Source organism: Citrobacter sp. ABFQG (assembly GCF_004322975.1).
Lineage (GTDB): Bacteria > Pseudomonadota > Gammaproteobacteria > Enterobacterales > Enterobacteriaceae > Citrobacter > Citrobacter freundii.
This window is the reverse complement of sequence record NZ_CP036435.1, coordinates 2,593,709-2,609,323: the sequence shown is the minus strand read 5'-3', so window position 1 is coordinate 2,609,323 and position 15,615 is coordinate 2,593,709. Positions and strand designations below refer to the sequence as shown.

13 protein-coding genes are annotated in these 15,615 nt (G+C 54.0%); 2 read left to right on the top strand and 11 right to left on the bottom strand.

All coding sequences use genetic code 11. The features are described from left to right. Positions 1–555 precede the first annotated feature (555 nt). The gene (gene rne, locus WN16_RS12660) at positions 556–3,819 is read left to right on the top strand and encodes a ribonuclease E (RefSeq protein WP_044700681.1); all 3,264 of its coding nucleotides are present in this window, start codon (positions 556–558) and stop codon (positions 3,817–3,819) included. A gap of 40 nt (positions 3,820–3,859) precedes the next feature. Here rne and WN16_RS12655 read toward each other — a convergent pair whose 3' ends face one another. Further along, entirely contained in the window at positions 3,860–4,885 is a 1,026-nt protein-coding gene (locus tag WN16_RS12655; RefSeq protein ID WP_044700682.1) for a LysR family transcriptional regulator, read from the bottom strand. A 21-nt stretch (positions 4,886–4,906) separates the two neighbouring features. On the opposite strand from WN16_RS12655, the gene WN16_RS12650 reads away from it, so the two are divergent. After that, complete coding sequence (locus WN16_RS12650; protein WP_044700684.1) at positions 4,907–6,106, top strand: MFS transporter; 1,200 nt, start codon at positions 4,907–4,909, stop codon at positions 6,104–6,106. Positions 6,107–6,183: 77 nt separating this feature from the next. On the opposite strand, the gene flgL is transcribed toward WN16_RS12650, so the two are convergent. The 10 genes from flgL to flgC form a co-directional block, all read right to left on the bottom strand. Next, a complete protein-coding gene (gene flgL / locus WN16_RS12645; protein WP_003836751.1) occupies positions 6,184–7,137 on the bottom strand; it encodes a flagellar hook-associated protein FlgL in 954 nt (317 codons plus the stop codon). 14 nt (positions 7,138–7,151) lie between these two features. Next, the gene (flgK, locus tag WN16_RS12640) at positions 7,152–8,810 is read right to left on the bottom strand and encodes a flagellar hook-associated protein FlgK (RefSeq protein ID WP_016149929.1); all 1,659 of its coding nucleotides are present in this window, start codon (positions 8,808–8,810) and stop codon (positions 7,152–7,154) included. 64 nt (positions 8,811–8,874) lie between these two features. Next, positions 8,875–9,825, bottom strand: coding sequence for a flagellar assembly peptidoglycan hydrolase FlgJ (flgJ, locus tag WN16_RS12635; protein WP_003836755.1), 951 nt, complete (start codon positions 9,823–9,825; stop codon positions 8,875–8,877). Beyond that, positions 9,825–10,901: a flagellar basal body P-ring protein FlgI gene (locus WN16_RS12630; RefSeq protein WP_057063917.1), complete on the bottom strand. Its 1,077-nt coding sequence runs from the start codon at positions 10,899–10,901 to the stop codon at positions 9,825–9,827. Before WN16_RS12630 ends, flgJ begins: the two co-directional genes overlap by 1 nt. Positions 10,902–10,934: 33 nt before the next feature. Continuing rightward, on the bottom strand, positions 10,935–11,633 hold the full coding sequence (flgH, locus tag WN16_RS12625) for a flagellar basal body L-ring protein FlgH (protein ID WP_003836756.1): 699 nt from the start codon (positions 11,631–11,633) through the stop codon (positions 10,935–10,937). A 57-nt stretch (positions 11,634–11,690) separates the two neighbouring features. Further along, positions 11,691–12,473 carry a flagellar basal-body rod protein FlgG gene (flgG, locus tag WN16_RS12620; RefSeq protein ID WP_003036202.1) on the bottom strand — a complete coding sequence of 261 codons (783 nt, stop codon included), beginning with the start codon at positions 12,471–12,473 and terminating at the stop codon, positions 11,691–11,693. Positions 12,474–12,486: 13 nt separating this feature from the next. Beyond that, a complete protein-coding gene (locus tag WN16_RS12615) occupies positions 12,487–13,242 on the bottom strand; it encodes a flagellar basal body rod protein FlgF (RefSeq protein ID WP_003036200.1) in 756 nt (251 codons plus the stop codon). 20 nt (positions 13,243–13,262) lie between these two features. Further along, the gene (flgE, locus tag WN16_RS12610) at positions 13,263–14,474 is read right to left on the bottom strand and encodes a flagellar hook protein FlgE (protein ID WP_044700686.1); all 1,212 of its coding nucleotides are present in this window, start codon (positions 14,472–14,474) and stop codon (positions 13,263–13,265) included. A gap of 26 nt (positions 14,475–14,500) precedes the next feature. Next, positions 14,501–15,199: a flagellar hook assembly protein FlgD gene (gene flgD / locus WN16_RS12605; RefSeq protein ID WP_003832158.1), complete on the bottom strand. Its 699-nt coding sequence runs from the start codon at positions 15,197–15,199 to the stop codon at positions 14,501–14,503. Positions 15,200–15,210: 11 nt separating this feature from the next. Continuing rightward, positions 15,211–15,615, bottom strand: a complete 405-nt coding sequence (gene flgC / locus WN16_RS12600; protein WP_003036191.1) for a flagellar basal body rod protein FlgC — start codon at positions 15,613–15,615, stop codon at positions 15,211–15,213.

The following is a 15,615-nucleotide window of genomic DNA, read 5'->3' as shown; positions in this document are numbered from 1 at the left end:
AGTAACCGGGTGATAAATGGCAAAAGTCATCTTGCTATAACAAGGTTAGCAGTGGAATAATGCGGTTGTTTCCGTGTTGAATCTTGTTAAAACAAGAACTTTTCCGGAATGACCCAATTTTGCCCGACCGATCATCAACGCAGCAATGGCGTAAGACGTATTGATCTTTCAGGCAGTTAGCGGGCTGCGGGTTGCAGTCCTTACCGGTAAGTGCTCTATGGATTTCACATTGTAGGAAGGCGGCAAGTCTGGATACCCCCAGGTTCTTACTCCTGTAAGTGACCAGGGTGAGAAGATAAAGCCAACGCACCGACAGCGTGAAAGACGACAAGCACAATGGAAGCTTCTCTGGAGAGTAACACCCAGACTGTTCCCCTGATAATTGCGCTGTGTTTCCGTATGAAATACAGGCAACCGACACTCTGCGCCTCTTTGAGCTGACGATAACCGTGAGGTTGGCGACGCGAATAGACACGAGGCCATCGGTTCACACCCGGAAAGGCATTACTCTGCCCGCAGCTTAGTCGTCAATGTAAGAATAATGAGTAAGTTACGATGAAAAGAATGTTAATTAACGCGACTCAGCAGGAAGAGTTGCGTGTCGCCCTTGTAGATGGGCAACGTCTGTACGATCTGGATATCGAAAGTCCTGGACACGAACAGAAAAAAGCCAACATCTATAAAGGCAAAATTACCCGTATTGAACCGAGTCTGGAAGCTGCTTTTGTTGATTACGGCGCTGAACGTCACGGTTTCCTCCCGTTAAAAGAAATTGCCCGCGAATACTTTCCCGCTAACTACAACTCCCATGGTCGCCCCAACATTAAAGACGTGTTGCGTGAAGGTCAGGAAGTCATCGTTCAGATCGATAAAGAAGAACGCGGCAACAAAGGCGCTGCGCTGACTACCTTTATCAGCCTGGCGGGTAGTTATCTGGTTCTGATGCCGAACAACCCGCGCGCGGGCGGCATCTCCCGTCGCATTGAAGGCGACGACCGTACCGAATTAAAAGAAGCGCTGGCAAGCCTGGAACTGCCTGATGGCATGGGGCTTATCGTGCGTACCGCAGGGGTAGGCAAATCCGCCGAAGCGCTGCAGTGGGACCTGAGCTTCCGCCTGAAGCACTGGGAAGCGATTCAAAAAGCCGCTGACAGCCGCCCTGCTCCGTTCCTGATCCATCAGGAAAGCAACGTTATCGTGCGTGCCTTCCGCGACTATCTGCGCCAGGACATCGGCGAAATCCTCATCGACAACCCAAAAGTCATGGAGATGGCGCGTCAGCACATCGCGGCGCTGGGTCGTCCGGATTTCAGCAGCAAAATCAAACTGTACACCGGCGAAATCCCGCTGTTCAGCCACTATCAGATCGAGTCTCAGATTGAGTCCGCGTTCCAGCGCGAAGTGCGTCTGCCGTCCGGCGGCTCAATCGTTATCGACAGCACTGAAGCACTGACCGCTATCGATATCAACTCCGCACGTGCAACCCGCGGCGGCGACATCGAAGAAACAGCGTTCAACACCAACCTTGAAGCAGCCGATGAAATTGCGCGTCAGCTGCGTCTGCGCGACCTCGGCGGTCTGATTGTAATCGACTTCATTGATATGACGCCGGTTCGTCACCAGCGCGCGGTTGAAAACCGTCTGCGCGAGGCCGTACGCCAGGACAGAGCGCGTATTCAGATCAGCCATATTTCTCGCTTCGGTCTGCTGGAAATGTCCCGTCAGCGTCTGAGCCCGTCACTGGGTGAATCCAGCCATCACGTGTGCCCGCGCTGCTCCGGTACCGGTACTGTACGTGATAACGAATCACTGTCGCTGTCTATTCTGCGTCTGATCGAAGAAGAAGCACTGAAAGAAAATACGCAGGAAGTACACGCTATTGTTCCTGTGCCTATCGCATCCTATCTGCTCAACGAAAAGCGTACCGCGGTAAATGCAATCGAGACGCGTCAGAATGGCGTGCGCTGTGTGATCGTGCCAAACGATCAGATGGAAACCCCGCACTATTCTGTGCTGCGCGTACGTAAAGGGGAAGAAACGCCGACCCTGAGCTATCTACTGCCGAAACTGCATGAAGAGGCAATGGCATTGCCGACGGAAGAAGAGTACGTCGAGCGTAAACAGCCTGAGCAACCGGCGCTGGCCACCTTCGCCATGCCAGACGTTCCGCCAGCCCCTGCTCTGCAGGAACCTGCCGCGAAAGCCGCCGCGCCTAAAGCTGCGGCAGCGACCGCAGCCGTTGCCGCACAGCCCGGTTTGATTAGCCGTTTCTTTGGCGCACTGAAGTCCATCTTCGGTGGTAGCGAAGAAGTGAAACCGGTTGAACAGCCTGCACCGAAAGCTGAAGAGAAAACCGAACGCCAGCAGGATCGTCGTAAACCGCGTCAGAACAATCGTCGCGACCGTAACGATCGTCGTGATAACCGTGATAATCGCGGTGACCGTGACAACCGTAACGAACGTTCAGAAAACGGCGAAAACCGTGAAGATAACCGCCGTAACCGTCGTCAGTCACAGCAGCAAAATGCGGAAGCTCGCGATAACCGCCAGCAAACTACTGACGTTGCAGACAAAGCGAAATCTGGTGATGAGCAGCAGGCTCCGCGTCGCGAACGCAACCGCCGTCGTAACGATGACAAGCGTCAGGCTCAGCAGGAAGTTAAAGAGCTGAACCAGGCTGAACAACCTGTGCAGGATGCCGAGCAGGAAGAGCGCGTACGTCAGCCTCAGACTCGCCGTAAACAGCGTCAATTGACTCAGAAAGTGCGTTTCACTGACAGCCCGGCGGTTGAAACCGAAGTGGCAACTGCCGCAGTAGTTGCTGAAACCTCTGCCGCTCAGCCAACAGAACAGCCTGCACCAGCACAACGCACCGAACTGGCGAAAGTTGATCTGCCAGCCGTCGTTGCGACTGAGCAGGAAGACAACAGCGACGCGCGTGACTCCAATGGTATGCCGCGTCGTTCCCGTCGCTCCCCTCGCCATCTGCGCGTCAGTGGACAGCGTCGTCGTCGTTACCGTGACGAGCGTTATCCGGTTCAGTCACCAATGCCGTTAACGGTCGCCTGTGCATCTCCTGAATTAGCGTCCGGTAAAGTTTGGATCCGCTACCCTGTCGCACGTCCTCAGGATCAGCAGGTTGAAGAACAGCGCGAACAAGAAATGCTCCAGCAACAAGCCGCACCTGTCGCCGTAGAGCCTCAGGTTGCTGCAGCTGCCGTGGAACACATTGTGGATGCCCCTGCGCCAGTTGAAGCCGTGCAGCCAGAGATTGTCGTAGCTGAGCCTCAGGCCGCCGTTGTTGAAACCACACAGGTTGAAACCACGCATCCGGAAGTCATTGCGACCCCGGTCGAGGAACAACCGCAAATTATCGCTGCATCTGATGCGCCCGTTGCAGAAGAAATCGCCGCTGAAGCCGAACCTGTGGCTGACGTTGTGACTGCGCCGGTTGTTGAAGAGCCTGCAGAGGTTGTTATTTCCCAGCCAGAAGTGGTTGAAGAGATTGCCGAAGTTGTGGAAACAGCGCCAGTTGCTGAAGAGATTGCTGCGCCGCAGGAAGTTGTTGCAGCGCCAATTGTAGAAGCGACTGTCGTTAAGCCTGAAGTTGTCGCAGCCAGTGTTGATGCTGAACACCTTCACAGCCATGCGACCGCACCGATGACCCGCGCCCCGGCACCGGAATATGTGCCAGAAGCGCCGCGTCATAGCGACTGGCAGCGTCCGGCATTCGCCTTTGAAGGCAAAGGTGCCGCAGGTGGACACAGTGCAACGCATCAAGCGACTGCGCCAGCAACACGTCCTCAGCCTGTCGAGTAAGCCATAATCAATATCAAAGCCGGCCTTCGGGTCGGCTTTTTTATATCTGATCTACTCCTTTCATCCCCGTCAGCTGCGGCATAACATCCTTCATTAAGTCCAGAAACTTGCGTAAGCGAATCGGATAGTAACGCGCCCACGGATAAACCAAATGTACAGGCAACGGCGCCGCATGCCACTCAGGTAGCAACGCAACCAGACGTCCGTTGGCAATATCCTCCGCCACCATCCAACTTGAAACAATAGTCACTCCCAACCCCGCCAGCGCGGCATTCCTTGCGACATAAATACTGTCGGTACTTAATCTGGGTGAAATATTCAACGTGACTGGCTCATTACGCAATTGGTGCAACAACGAAACGCTATGTTGATAAAACGTATTCACGGCAATCCAGGGCAGCGCTGATAACTGCTCAGGATGAGAAAGCTCGCCGTATTGCTCCAGCAGCCCAGGGCTCGCCACCATACTACGGGGAACTTCAGCCAGTAAAACGGCAACCGTGGCCGGATCCACCTCGGCACCAACCCTGATAGCGCAGTCAATATTATCGCTCAGAAAATCAACGGTTTTATCGTTGAGCATCCACTCTACTGCTACCTGGGGATAGCGCGAAAGAAACTGCAAAAGCGGCTCAAGCAGTTGTTGTTGCCCGAACGCATGCGGTGCACGGACTCGCAACGTCCCCACAGGTTCATCTTCTGTGACATTAAGTCCATCTTCCAGCGCCAGCCAGGCATCAATAATCTTCTTGGCATGCTGGTAGCCTCTTTCGCCGTCGTCGGTCAATTTCATCGCATGCGTGGTACGCATGATCAGTTTCACACCCAGCAGGGTTTCCAGGGATTGCAACCGTCGACTTACGGTCGCTTGCGTTGTCCCCATCTGTTTTGCCGCTGCCGAAAGCGATCCTGCTTCGACAATACGTACAAACGTACGCATCAGCTCCACCCTGTCTATACGCTCATTTTTTATCATTTTCAGTTTCATCATACGTCTGACGTATAACTGTTTTACCACTGCGCTCGCTACCACGCCACTCGCTGAAGGATAAAAATAGCCGCACATCCTGTGATTGAGGAATCATCTGTGAACACATTTACCGCACTTTCCCGTTGGGTCACTTTCGTTCTGGCAGTAGGTGCCGGATTCAGTGTCGCTGCTATCTACTATGCTCAACCCCTTCTGCCTTTAATGGGTCAGGATCTGAACTTAAGTATTACCGGCATGGGGTTGGTCCCGACGCTGACCCAGGCGGGATACGCGCTGGGTATTTTGTTTTTATTGCCATTGGGCGATCGTTATGACCGCAGGACATTAATCCTGCTGAAAAGTATCTCTCTTGCTGTGCTGCTTCTGGCATGCAGCTTTACCGGGCAGTTGCATTCACTGTTAATAGTGAGTCTGTTGATGGGCATGGCGGCAACCATGGCACAAGATATTGTGCCTGCGGCGGCAATACTGGCGCCCGAAGGCAAACAGGGAAAAACGGTGGGCACCGTGATGACAGGCCTTCTGCTGGGAATTTTACTCTCACGTACCGTCAGTGGACTGGTCGGTGAGGCGTTTGGCTGGCGTGAGATGTACCAACTTGCTGCCGTCAGTATTGCCGTAATCACCGCGATTATGTGGAAAGCACTGCCTCGTTTTACGGTCCATTCCACGTTGAGCTATCCATCATTAATGCTCTCGATGGTGCAACTTTGGCAACGATATTCCACCTTGCGCCGAGCAGCACTGGCACAAGGCTTTCTGTCCATTGCTTTTAGCGCCTTCTGGTCTACGCTGGCGGTGATGTTATCTGAGCATTACCACCCGGGTAGCGCTATAGCGGGTGCTTTTGGTATCGCGGGAGCAGCCGGAGCGCTTGCTGCACCGATGGCGGGCCATCTTGCCGATAAAGTGGGTGCAGCAAAAGTGACGCAATTGGGTGCTTTGCTGGTAACGGTATCTTTCGCACTGATGTTTTTGTTACCCGCCCTGCCCGTTCAGGGGCAGTGGCTGCTTATCGCCCTTTCGGCGGTAGGTTTTGATCTCGGATTGCAATCCAGCCTGGTTGCCCACCAAAACCTGGTCTATAGCCTGGAGCCTCAGGCACGAGGACGATTGAACGCTCTGCTGTTTACGATGGTGTTTATCGGTATGGCGCTGGGTTCCGTTCTCGGGAGTCAGGTCTATGCGCTTGCCAACTGGGAAGGAGTGGTGACGCTGGCAACATTCAGCAGTGCGATCGCGTTGGTCATAAGACTGACGGGGAACCCGTCGCTTAGTAAGCCGTCGGTTGCCTAAAAAAATGCCCGCTCCGGGGTGTTAAAGGAGCGGGCAGACAAACATACCCAGTTTCATGATATGTTCAAAATGGATCGTTACCGGTTAAGCTGGAACAGCGACATTCCCTGCATATCAGTAAACGTTTTATACGATGCCTGTAGTGCGGCTTGTTGCATCACGTAAGACGAAATCGCGGCGTTCCAGTCGACATCCACCAGATTACTCATCTGCTGAGTTTGCCCCAATGCACGATCGGCGCCCAGTGAATCCAGCGAGCTCAATTCGCTAAGCTGCGTGCCTAATTCTGCACGCACGGACAGCACATTATTCAGCGAGTTTTTAAGACCTCGGCTGGTTTTATCGATGGCTGCAGTGGCAGTAGCTTTTGCCGCATCATTGCCCTCAACCGGTGTCTTAAGCGCATCAATAGCAGTATCCAACATTTTGAACACATTCTTTTCCTGGGTACCGCCGCCTGGCTCCGGCACAGCGTTGCTGGTCAGACTGGCGAAGACTTTATCACCGGTATGACCAATCACCATGGTCCGGGAGGCATCAACCTGCTGGGTGACGTTTGTCGTACCGCCGCTGTAAGCGCCATCAGCCTGGGCAAACGGTGCAGATTCTGTTTTATATCCGCCAAAAATGTAGCGCCCATTACCGTCGGTGCTGTTCGCCAGGTTCATCAGTTGATCGCGGATCCCCTGCAGGTCGGTGGCCAACGATGCACGGTCATCATCACTTAACGTACCGTTTCCCGCACTAACGATTTTTTCCTGCGCGGTCTGGATCGCCGTCGTCACCTGATTCAGCACGTTCTCTTCCAGCGATACTTTTTGCGTCGCGAATGAACGCGCCAGCGTGTATTGGCTGTTCTGCGCCTGAGCCTGCGAAAGTACTACGGCCTGCGAGGCGGCAATCGGATCGTCAGATGGATTGATCACGCGTTTACCCGTCGACATCTGCTCGCCGAACTTCATCCATTCCGCCTGAGAGTTAGTGATGCCGCGCATATTCTGCTGGTACATCATCTGGGTGCTAATACGCATAGTCTCCCTCTCCCTTAGCGAATATTGATCAGTGCATCAAACAGCGCATTCGCAGTTTGCAGAACTTGCGCGTTAGCCAGGTAATATTGTTGATAACGCTGCAAATTTCCGTACTCTTCATCGAGGTTAACCCCGGAAATAGACTGCTGCTGCTTATAAAGCTGCGTTACCACGTTGTTCTGAGTAGTGGCGCTGGTTTTCAGCGTCGCCGTTTTGTTCCCGACATCGCTCACCAGCGTAGCGTAGGCATCATTAAACGTTTTATCACCGACGGTAGACTTGGTTTGCAGATCCAGCAGCTTTTGACCGTTACGGTTATCGCTTTTGCCTTTATCAACATTCGGATCAAGGTCGTTTTTGGATACTTCTGCCATGGCGATTTTCGACTCATCGGTCACCGCCACTTTCATATTGATAATGGCGTCACCCACGGGTTTCACCGTAAAGCTGTCATTTGCCAGCGCACCATTTTTGACAGTGATTTCCAGCCCATCAAACGACATTTTTCCGCCAGTGACGGTCGGCTTAAAGCTGGTATTGTCAGCCAGACGGGTTACCTGCCAGTCAGTACCATCAAACGTAATTTTATAGTCTGTGGCTTGCACCGACGAACTATCCGTTATTTTAACATCAAGCGCACCGGTCCCTTTATTCGTCGTATTGCTAAGGACTGCCGGGCCACCAATATCGAAAAAGTTTTTGCCCGGGTCGCCGTTGGCATCAAAACCTTCTTTGTGCTGCGTGTTAAACGCATCAGCAAAAGCGAGGGCCAACTGACCAAGGGTATTACGCGTTTGGTCGAGTTCCTGCGAACGGAACGTCAACAGCCCGCCCAGCGAACCGGTCGTGATCAGCTTTTCCGGGATGGCAACTTCTCCGGCCACGCCGTCAACATAAGCGACAGTCGTGCGAGAGGGATCGTCGCTGGAAGGGACTGCCGCCAGTTGGCGAGCGTTGCTGCCCTGCACCAGCGAATAGCCATTCGCCATGGTCACGTTGTAAGTCCCGCCGTCCTGCACGCTGACTTCCACGCCGACAATTTGGTTCAGTTCACTCACCAACTGGTCGCGCTGGTCGAGTAAATCGTTCGGCGATGCCCCCGCGCCGACGCCCGTCATGCGGGAAATCTGGTCGTTAAGGTTGGCAATCTGTTTCGAGTAATTGTTGATCTGGTCAACGCTGGCCTTAATCGCCGTGTTTACCTGCTTGTCCTGATCCCGCAGATATTGGTCGGTTGTTCTGAACTGGTTGACTAAACCTTCCGCTTTGCCGATCAGCGCCTGGCGTGCCGCCGGATCTTCAGCGTTGCTGACCAGCGTCTGCAGGCTGGTAAAAAAACCCTGCATTGAGGTCGAAATAGAGCTGGTTTTGCTGGAGAGCAAATTATCGATTTTTGACATTTGCTCATAGCGCGTCGTCAGACCGCTGCTCTGGTTCTGCGCTGCTCTCAACTGGTTAGTGATAAAGGAGTCATATTCACGTTGTACACCAGAAACATAGACGCCATTGCCTACCCAGCCCCCCGCACCCAGCGTGCTGTTCGCTTGCGCCATAATTGTTGTTTGTCGGGTATATCCGGCAACGTTATAGCTGGAGATGTTATTACTGGCAGTATTCAACGCGGCCTGCGCTGCGCTGAGTCCACTCATCGCGTTATTAATCAAGCTGGACATGGAGGTTCCTTGTAATCCTTCAATACTCGTTATTATCGGCAGCAGGTCGGTAGACTTGAGCTATTTAAAAGAGATTATCGAGATTCGTGCTGTAGGTTTTACTCACCTTTTCGCTCATCGATTTCAACTGCTGGATCATGCTGGTTAATTTACGTGCATAGTTAGGGTCTGTGGCGTAACCCGCATTTTGCAATGCCTGCGCCCCCTGTTCGGCGGTCGCGGCAGCGGTCACCGCCGCATAGCGCGGGTTACGGGATATCAGACCGACATAATCCGACAACGCCTCAAGGTAAGAGCTATAGACACGGAATCTGGCTTTCACCTTTTTCGCCTCACCGTTCTCATATTCAGTGGTGGTGATTTCAGTGGTTGGACCTTTCCAGCTTCCCGAAGCCTTCACACCAAAAATGTTGAAACTCGGTTCGCCATTCTCGCGACGAATTTGTCGCTGCCCCCATCCGGACTCCAGCGCCGCCTGCGCCAAAATCAGATGATGCGGGACCCCGCTCTGCTGACTGGCCAGCTTAGCCGGCAGTGACAGCTGGGCGAGGAAGTCTTTGCTGTCACCTGACAGCGGCTGATCATTACTTTCTGTCGCCCGGGGGATGGCTTTGCGGACTAGTTGCGTCAGTGCCTGATTTTGATAGCTGGTCACCGTTTCCAGTGAAAACTTCATCGGCACCTGCGGCGCGTCATCCGCAGGTTGCGCTTGCCCTTCAGTCATCTGCTTGACCATCATTTCAGCCAGCCCCAGACCTTTGCCTGCGGTCATCTGCTGCGCAATTTGTTGGTCATACATGCTGGTATACAAGCGCGTTGAATCGCTGCTAAACACGCCATCTTTCGGTAACGCTTCACGCATGCTTTTCAACATCATTTGCACGAACATCCCTTCAACCTGACGGGCGACCGGGCGGATATTCGCCGCCGGGTCCTGACCCGCTTTCGCTTTCAGTTCGTTCAGAGATTGCGCATCCCAGGCGGCACTGGTCAGCAGTTTGCTGTCACCAATCATTAGATGATTTCCAGTTTGGCGCGTAAGCAACCCGCGCTCTGCATCGATTGCAGAATGGACATCAGATCCATCGGCGTTGCTCCCAGCGCATTCAGCGCACGCACAACATTGTTCAGGTTGGCGCTGGAACGCACGCTTTGCAGCGAACCACCGCTTTGGCGCAGGTCAATCTGGGTTTGTGGCGTCACTACGGTTTGTCCACCGCCAAACGGAGTGTCCGGCTGGCTGACGTTCGCCTGGCGGTTCACCGTGATCGACAAGTTGCCTTGTGCCACGGCACAGCTATCCAGCGTTACTTCGCGGTTCATGACGACAGATCCGGTGCGCGAGTTGATAATCACTTTAGCGTCCTGCGGCGTGACGTTCACCTCCATATTCTGGATATCAGCAAGGAAACGCACCTGCGAGCTGTTGCCGCTTGGCACGCGCACCTGAATAGTGCGGGCATCCAACGCCGTTGCGCTGCCAAAACCACGCGAGCGGTTAATAGTGTCGGTAATTTGCTGCGCCATCGTGAAATCTTCATTATTCAGTTGCAGATTAATGGTGTTACCGCCGCCGAACTGGCTGGGTAATTCACGTTCGATGGTCGCGCCGTTGGTAATGCGTCCGCCATTGAGCTGGTTTACCTGCACGCTGCTGCCACCCGCAGCCGCGCCCGCACCGCCAACCAGAATATTCCCTTGCGCCAACGCATATACCTGGCTATCGACCCCTTTCAGCGGGGTCATCAGCAGCGTTCCGCCGCGCAGGCTTTTAGCGTTACCCATGGAAGAGACTACAACGTCAATAGTTTGCCCCTGACGACCAAAGGCCGGGAACTGCGCGGTGACCATTACCGCTGCCACGTTTTTCAACTGCATATTAGTGCCGGTGGGCACGGTGATCCCCAACTGCGACAGCATGTTGTTGAGCGTTTGCGTGGTAAACGGCGTCTGGGTGGTCTGGTCACCTGTACCATCCAGACCCACCACCAACCCATAACCAATCAGCGAGTTTTCCCGCACGCCCTGCACGCTGGTCAGGTCACGAATACGGTCGGCATGCGCGAAGGCGGTTACCAGCACCAGTGCCATTCCAACAAAAAATTTAAACACCGGGTACCTCGCTTACATCGGCGACAAGTTAAGGAAGAAACGCTGCAACCAGCCCATATTTTGCGCTTCATTGATGTAGCCGTTTCCGACGTACTCAATACGCGCGTCCGCAACCTGGGTTGACGGTACGGAGTTGCTGCCACTGATGGTGCGCGGGTTAACGACCCCGGAGAAGCGAATGAATTCAGTGCCCTGATTTATGGCGATCTGTTTTTCACCCACGACATGTAAGTTGCCATTCACCAGTACCTGATCGACCGTTACGGTCAGCGTACCGCTGAAGGTATTTCTGGCGTTCGCGCCGCCTTTACCGTTAAAGGAGTTACCGCCTGAGGCTTCTACGTCGGCACGTTCGTTACCGAACAGACCTTGCAGATAGCGCGGTACGGTATCAAAGCCAAAGTTTGTCTTGCCGTCGCGGCTGGCGTTCGCCGAAGAGCTTTTGCTCGCGCTGACGTTTTCCTGCAATACGATGGTCAGCGTATCGCCAATATTGCGTGGACGACGGTCTTCAAAGAGTGGCTGATAACCATAGTTAATCGGTTGTGCCGACTGGAAGATTGAGCCATTCGCCACCGGCGTTGGACCTGGAACGGGCTGGGCAGTCGTCGCGCCCTGCACGAGGGGAGTAGCCGGGATCCAGGCACATCCTGTTAGTGAAACCACCAGCAGGGCTAAAATAGGGTATGGGTGAAGCGCGTATTTTCGCATTGCGGTCATCTTCAAAATCAGTGTGCCGGTGAGGTTTTCACCCCACCGGACTCCACTTTAGAGTTGCGTCAGTTTTTGCAGCATCTGATCGGTGGTCGATACCGCTTTACTGTTGATTTCGTAAGCGCGCTGAACCTGGATCATGTTTACCAGCTCTTCCGCCACGTTGACGTTAGAGGTTTCAACATAGCCCTGATACAGCAGACCCGCGCCGTTCAGCCCCGGCGTGCTCTCGTTCGGCGCACCGGATGACTGCGTTTCGGTGTACAGATTCTCACCAATGCTTTCCAGACCGGTATCGTTCATAAAGGTTGTCAGGTTAAGCTGCCCGACCTGAACAGGCGCCGCCTGTCCCTGTTGGGTCACGCTGACAATCCCGTCGCGTCCAATGGTGATACTGAGCGAGTTAGCCGGAATGGTGATGGCAGGCTGAACCTGAAAACCACCCGCCGTCACCAACTGACCGTTCTGATCCACCTGGAAAGAACCGTCGCGGGTATAAGCGGACGTACCATCGGGCAACATGACCTGGAAAAAGCCCTGGCCTTTAATCGCCACATCTTTACTGTTGTTGGTCTGCGACAGGTTACCCTGGCTGTGTAAACGCTCGGTTGCAACCGGACGTACACCGGTACCAATCTGCAAACCAGACGGCAGCGTGGTTTGTTCAGAAGACTGTGCGCCAGGCTGACGAATCGTCTGGTACAACAGATCTTCGAACACGGCGCGCTGGCGCTTAAATCCGTTGGTGCTGACGTTTGCCAGGTTGTTGGCAATCACATCCATGTTGGTTTGCTGCGCATCCAGGCCGGTTTTGGCGATCCATAATGAACTGATCATAAAATGTCCTGTATTAACTCATCGACAGCAGTTGGTTGGCGCGGCCCGCGTTATCATCCACGCTACTGATAATTTTCATCTGCATTTCAAAGCGGCGGGCGTTGGCGATCATGTCGCTCATCGCAGCAACCGGTTTAACGTTACTGCCTTCCAGCACGCCCGACATCACACGGATGCTGGGGTCGGCCTGTAACGTCGCACCACGGGTAGCCTGTGCGGCCTGGGTCAGACGGAACATACCGTCATCGCCACGTTGCACTTCGATCCCTGTTGCCTTCACCAGCTTCAGCCGCCCCACTGGCGCGACCGTATTAGCCGGATCGCCAGGGTTAAGTGCAGAAATTGTCCCGTCCGCCGCAATGGTGACTTCTGAACCTTCCGGTACGGCTATCGGTCCGGCTTCGCCAATTACCGGGTGTCCCTGAATTGTCAGTTCACCCGTTGGGCTTACCTGAATAGCGCCGTTACGGGTATATCCTTCGCTACCATCCGCGGTCTGCACAGCCAACCAGCCATCCTGTTGCAGCGCCACATCCAGCGGGCGGGAGGTATAGTCCATCTGACCCGGCGTCATGTCGGCCCCCGGTGTGGAGGCCACGACCAGCGTACGCGTCGGTAAAGACAATCCTTCTACAGGAACCGCGCGCAGTGCATTGAGCTGCGCACGAAACCCTGGCGTGGAGGCGTTTGCCAGGTTGCTCGCCGTCACCGCCTGTTGATTCAGCGTCTGACTGGCCGCGCCCATGGCGGTATAAATTGCGTGATCCATTAAGCCATCCCGTCAGGCGCTTAGCGCAGGTTGACCAGCGTGTTGAGGATTTGATCCTGGGTTTTGATGGTCTGCGCGTTCGACTGATAGTTACGCTGGGCGACAATCATATTCACCAGTTCTTTACTCAAATCCACGTTTGACGCTTCAAGCGCCCCGTTGGTCAGCTTGCCGAAGTTACCCGTACCCGCGGTACCCAGCAGCGCCACACCGGAGGCCTGAGTGGCCGCCCAGACGTTGTTGCCCTGAGACGCCAGACCTTCGTTGTTGGCAAAGTTTGCCAGCACGATCTGTCCTAGAACCTGTTGCTGTTCGTTGGAGTAGTTGCCGACTACGGTACCGTCATTGTTAATCTGGTAGCTCACCAGATCGCCTGGTTTGTAGCCGTCCTGTTTAGTGGCAACAATGTTGTTGGCACCTGTGTTCTGCTGCATGGAGTTCTGGAAACTCATTGCGAAGGTGACAGCCGGTGCGCCATTGAGCGCAGCTGTGGTGATATTGAATGTACCGCCGCCGATTAGCGCTCCATTAGTATCAAATTCCAGCGTGGACGTCGGTGCGGTTGGTACAGCAGCCTTAGGATCACTGCTATCAACGGTATAGACAGCCCATTTGTTATCAGGCTGTTTTACAAAATAGGCGTTAACTTCGTGGGCATTTCCCAGACTGTCATAAACGGTGACGGGGCCTTTTTTGTTATAGCTGTCAGCATCTTTCGGATCAAACTTTGTCGTTGTCGGGATTTTATCCGATGAGTTGAGGTTGATCTGCATTGAGGCCTTGCTGGTTGCCTGTGCCGCCATCAATGTGTTGGGGATCGTAATCGGCCCCGGGTTTGCACCCTGCTGAACTGTCGGTGGTGTACCGGTAGCCGGATAGCCCGTCAGTTGCAGCCCCTGCATGTTGACGATATTGCGGTTTTCATCGAGCTTGAACTGACCGTTACGGCTGTAGAAAACGGAACCGTTGCTGTCTACCATACGGAAAAAACCGTTCTGGCTGATAGCAACATCCAGACCACGTCCGGTGTTGGTGGTAGTACCGTCGGTAAAGTCCTGAGTAATACCCGCAACTTTAACGCCCAAACCGACTTTCGAACCGGCAAACATATCGGCAAAAGATGCCGTACCGGATTTAAAACCGTAGGTGGCGGAGTTGGCGATGTTGTTACCAATGACATCGAGGTTGGTCGCTGCAGCGTTCAGACCGCTGACCGCTTGAGAAAAGGCCATGACTTACTCCTGATAAGTGTGAAGGCTTAAATTATCTGCCGTACTTCGTCGAGGGTGGTGGTTCCATAGGTGCCAAGATCCAGCGTATTACCGCCGTTACTGCGAATAACGCCCTGCACCAGCGCAAACTGAAGCGGCTGTGCCACCAGTTGCGTTCCGCCATTGCTGGCAGCAATTGACACGTTGTAAGAACCGCTTGGTGCATCCGTGCCATCGGTCATGGTGCCGTCCCAGGTAAAGGTATGAACGCCCGCTTTCAATCCACCAATGTCAATGGTGCGTACCACTTTGCCGTCTTTATCGGTAATGGTTGCGGTAACCTTATCTGCCGGTTGCTGCAGCTCAACGCCAAAAGGTGTTGTCGTGGTTTTGGCACCCTCTTCCGTCCCTTTACCGGTCAGGATGGTAGTACCCGGGATCATGACCCCGTGGCCAATCAGCGTACTGGCCTGCAGCGACTGACTGTTGTCGATCTGCCCGGAGATCGACCCTAACGTGGTGTTCAGTTTCTCAATCCCGCTCACGGTACTGATTTGCGCCAACTGGGTAGTCAGTTCGTTGTTTTGCAGCGGGTTGGTAGGATCCTGGTTTTTCAGTTGTGCAACCAGCAGCGTAAGAAAGCTGCTTTGCAGGTCAGCGGCATTGCTGCCCGTCAGGGAGCTATTCCCCGTGGCGGCATTAACCCCCGTCGTGCTCGGGTCATTCATTTTTACAGCAATAGACATGTGCGCCTCCTTTACTGGCCTAGCGTCAACGTTTTGAGCATCAGGCTTTTCACGGTGTTGAGCACTTCGACGTTTGCCTGATAGCTACGCGAGGCTGACATGGTGTTGACCATCTCACCAACGACGTCCACATTCGGCATTTTTACGTAGCCATTCGCATCGGCCAGCGGATTACCGGGTTCATAAACCAGCTTATCCGGCGCCTGACTTTCAATGACGTCAGCAACTTTTACGCCACCGGTAGCCGCACCTGGCGCAGCATCTACCTGAAAAACAACCTGTTTCGCGCGATACGGCTGACCGTCGGGCCCGCTGACGCTATCCGCATTCGCCATGTTACTGGCCGCGACGTTCAGGCGTTTAGACTGAGCCGTCAGCGCAGAACCTGCGATATCAAAAATATTTAACAGCGCCAC

Bases quoted from the DNA above. Each gene is read 5' to 3' on its own strand.
- flgD (WP_003832158.1), bottom strand. From the start codon at position 15,199: ATGTCTATTGCTGTAAAAATGAATGACCCGAGCACGACGGGGGTTAAT.
- WN16_RS12630 (WP_057063917.1), bottom strand. From the start codon at position 10,901: ATGGCACTGGTGCTGGTAACCGCCTTCGCGCATGCCGACCGTATTCGT.
- flgG (WP_003036202.1), bottom strand. From the start codon at position 12,473: ATGATCAGTTCATTATGGATCGCCAAAACCGGCCTGGATGCGCAGCAA.
- rne (WP_044700681.1), top strand. From the start codon at position 556: ATGAAAAGAATGTTAATTAACGCGACTCAGCAGGAAGAGTTGCGTGTC.
- WN16_RS12655 (WP_044700682.1), bottom strand. From the start codon at position 4,885: ATGTGCGGCTATTTTTATCCTTCAGCGAGTGGCGTGGTAGCGAGCGCA.
- WN16_RS12615 (WP_003036200.1), bottom strand. From the start codon at position 13,242: ATGGATCACGCAATTTATACCGCCATGGGCGCGGCCAGTCAGACGCTG.
- flgH (WP_003836756.1), bottom strand. From the start codon at position 11,633: ATGCGAAAATACGCGCTTCACCCATACCCTATTTTAGCCCTGCTGGTG.
- flgK (WP_016149929.1), bottom strand. From the start codon at position 8,810: ATGTCCAGCTTGATTAATAACGCGATGAGTGGACTCAGCGCAGCGCAG.
- flgL (WP_003836751.1), bottom strand. From the start codon at position 7,137: ATGCGTATTAGCACCCAGATGATGTACCAGCAGAATATGCGCGGCATC.
- flgJ (WP_003836755.1), bottom strand. From the start codon at position 9,825: ATGATTGGTGACAGCAAACTGCTGACCAGTGCCGCCTGGGATGCGCAA.
- flgE (WP_044700686.1), bottom strand. From the start codon at position 14,474: ATGGCCTTTTCTCAAGCGGTCAGCGGTCTGAACGCTGCAGCGACCAAC.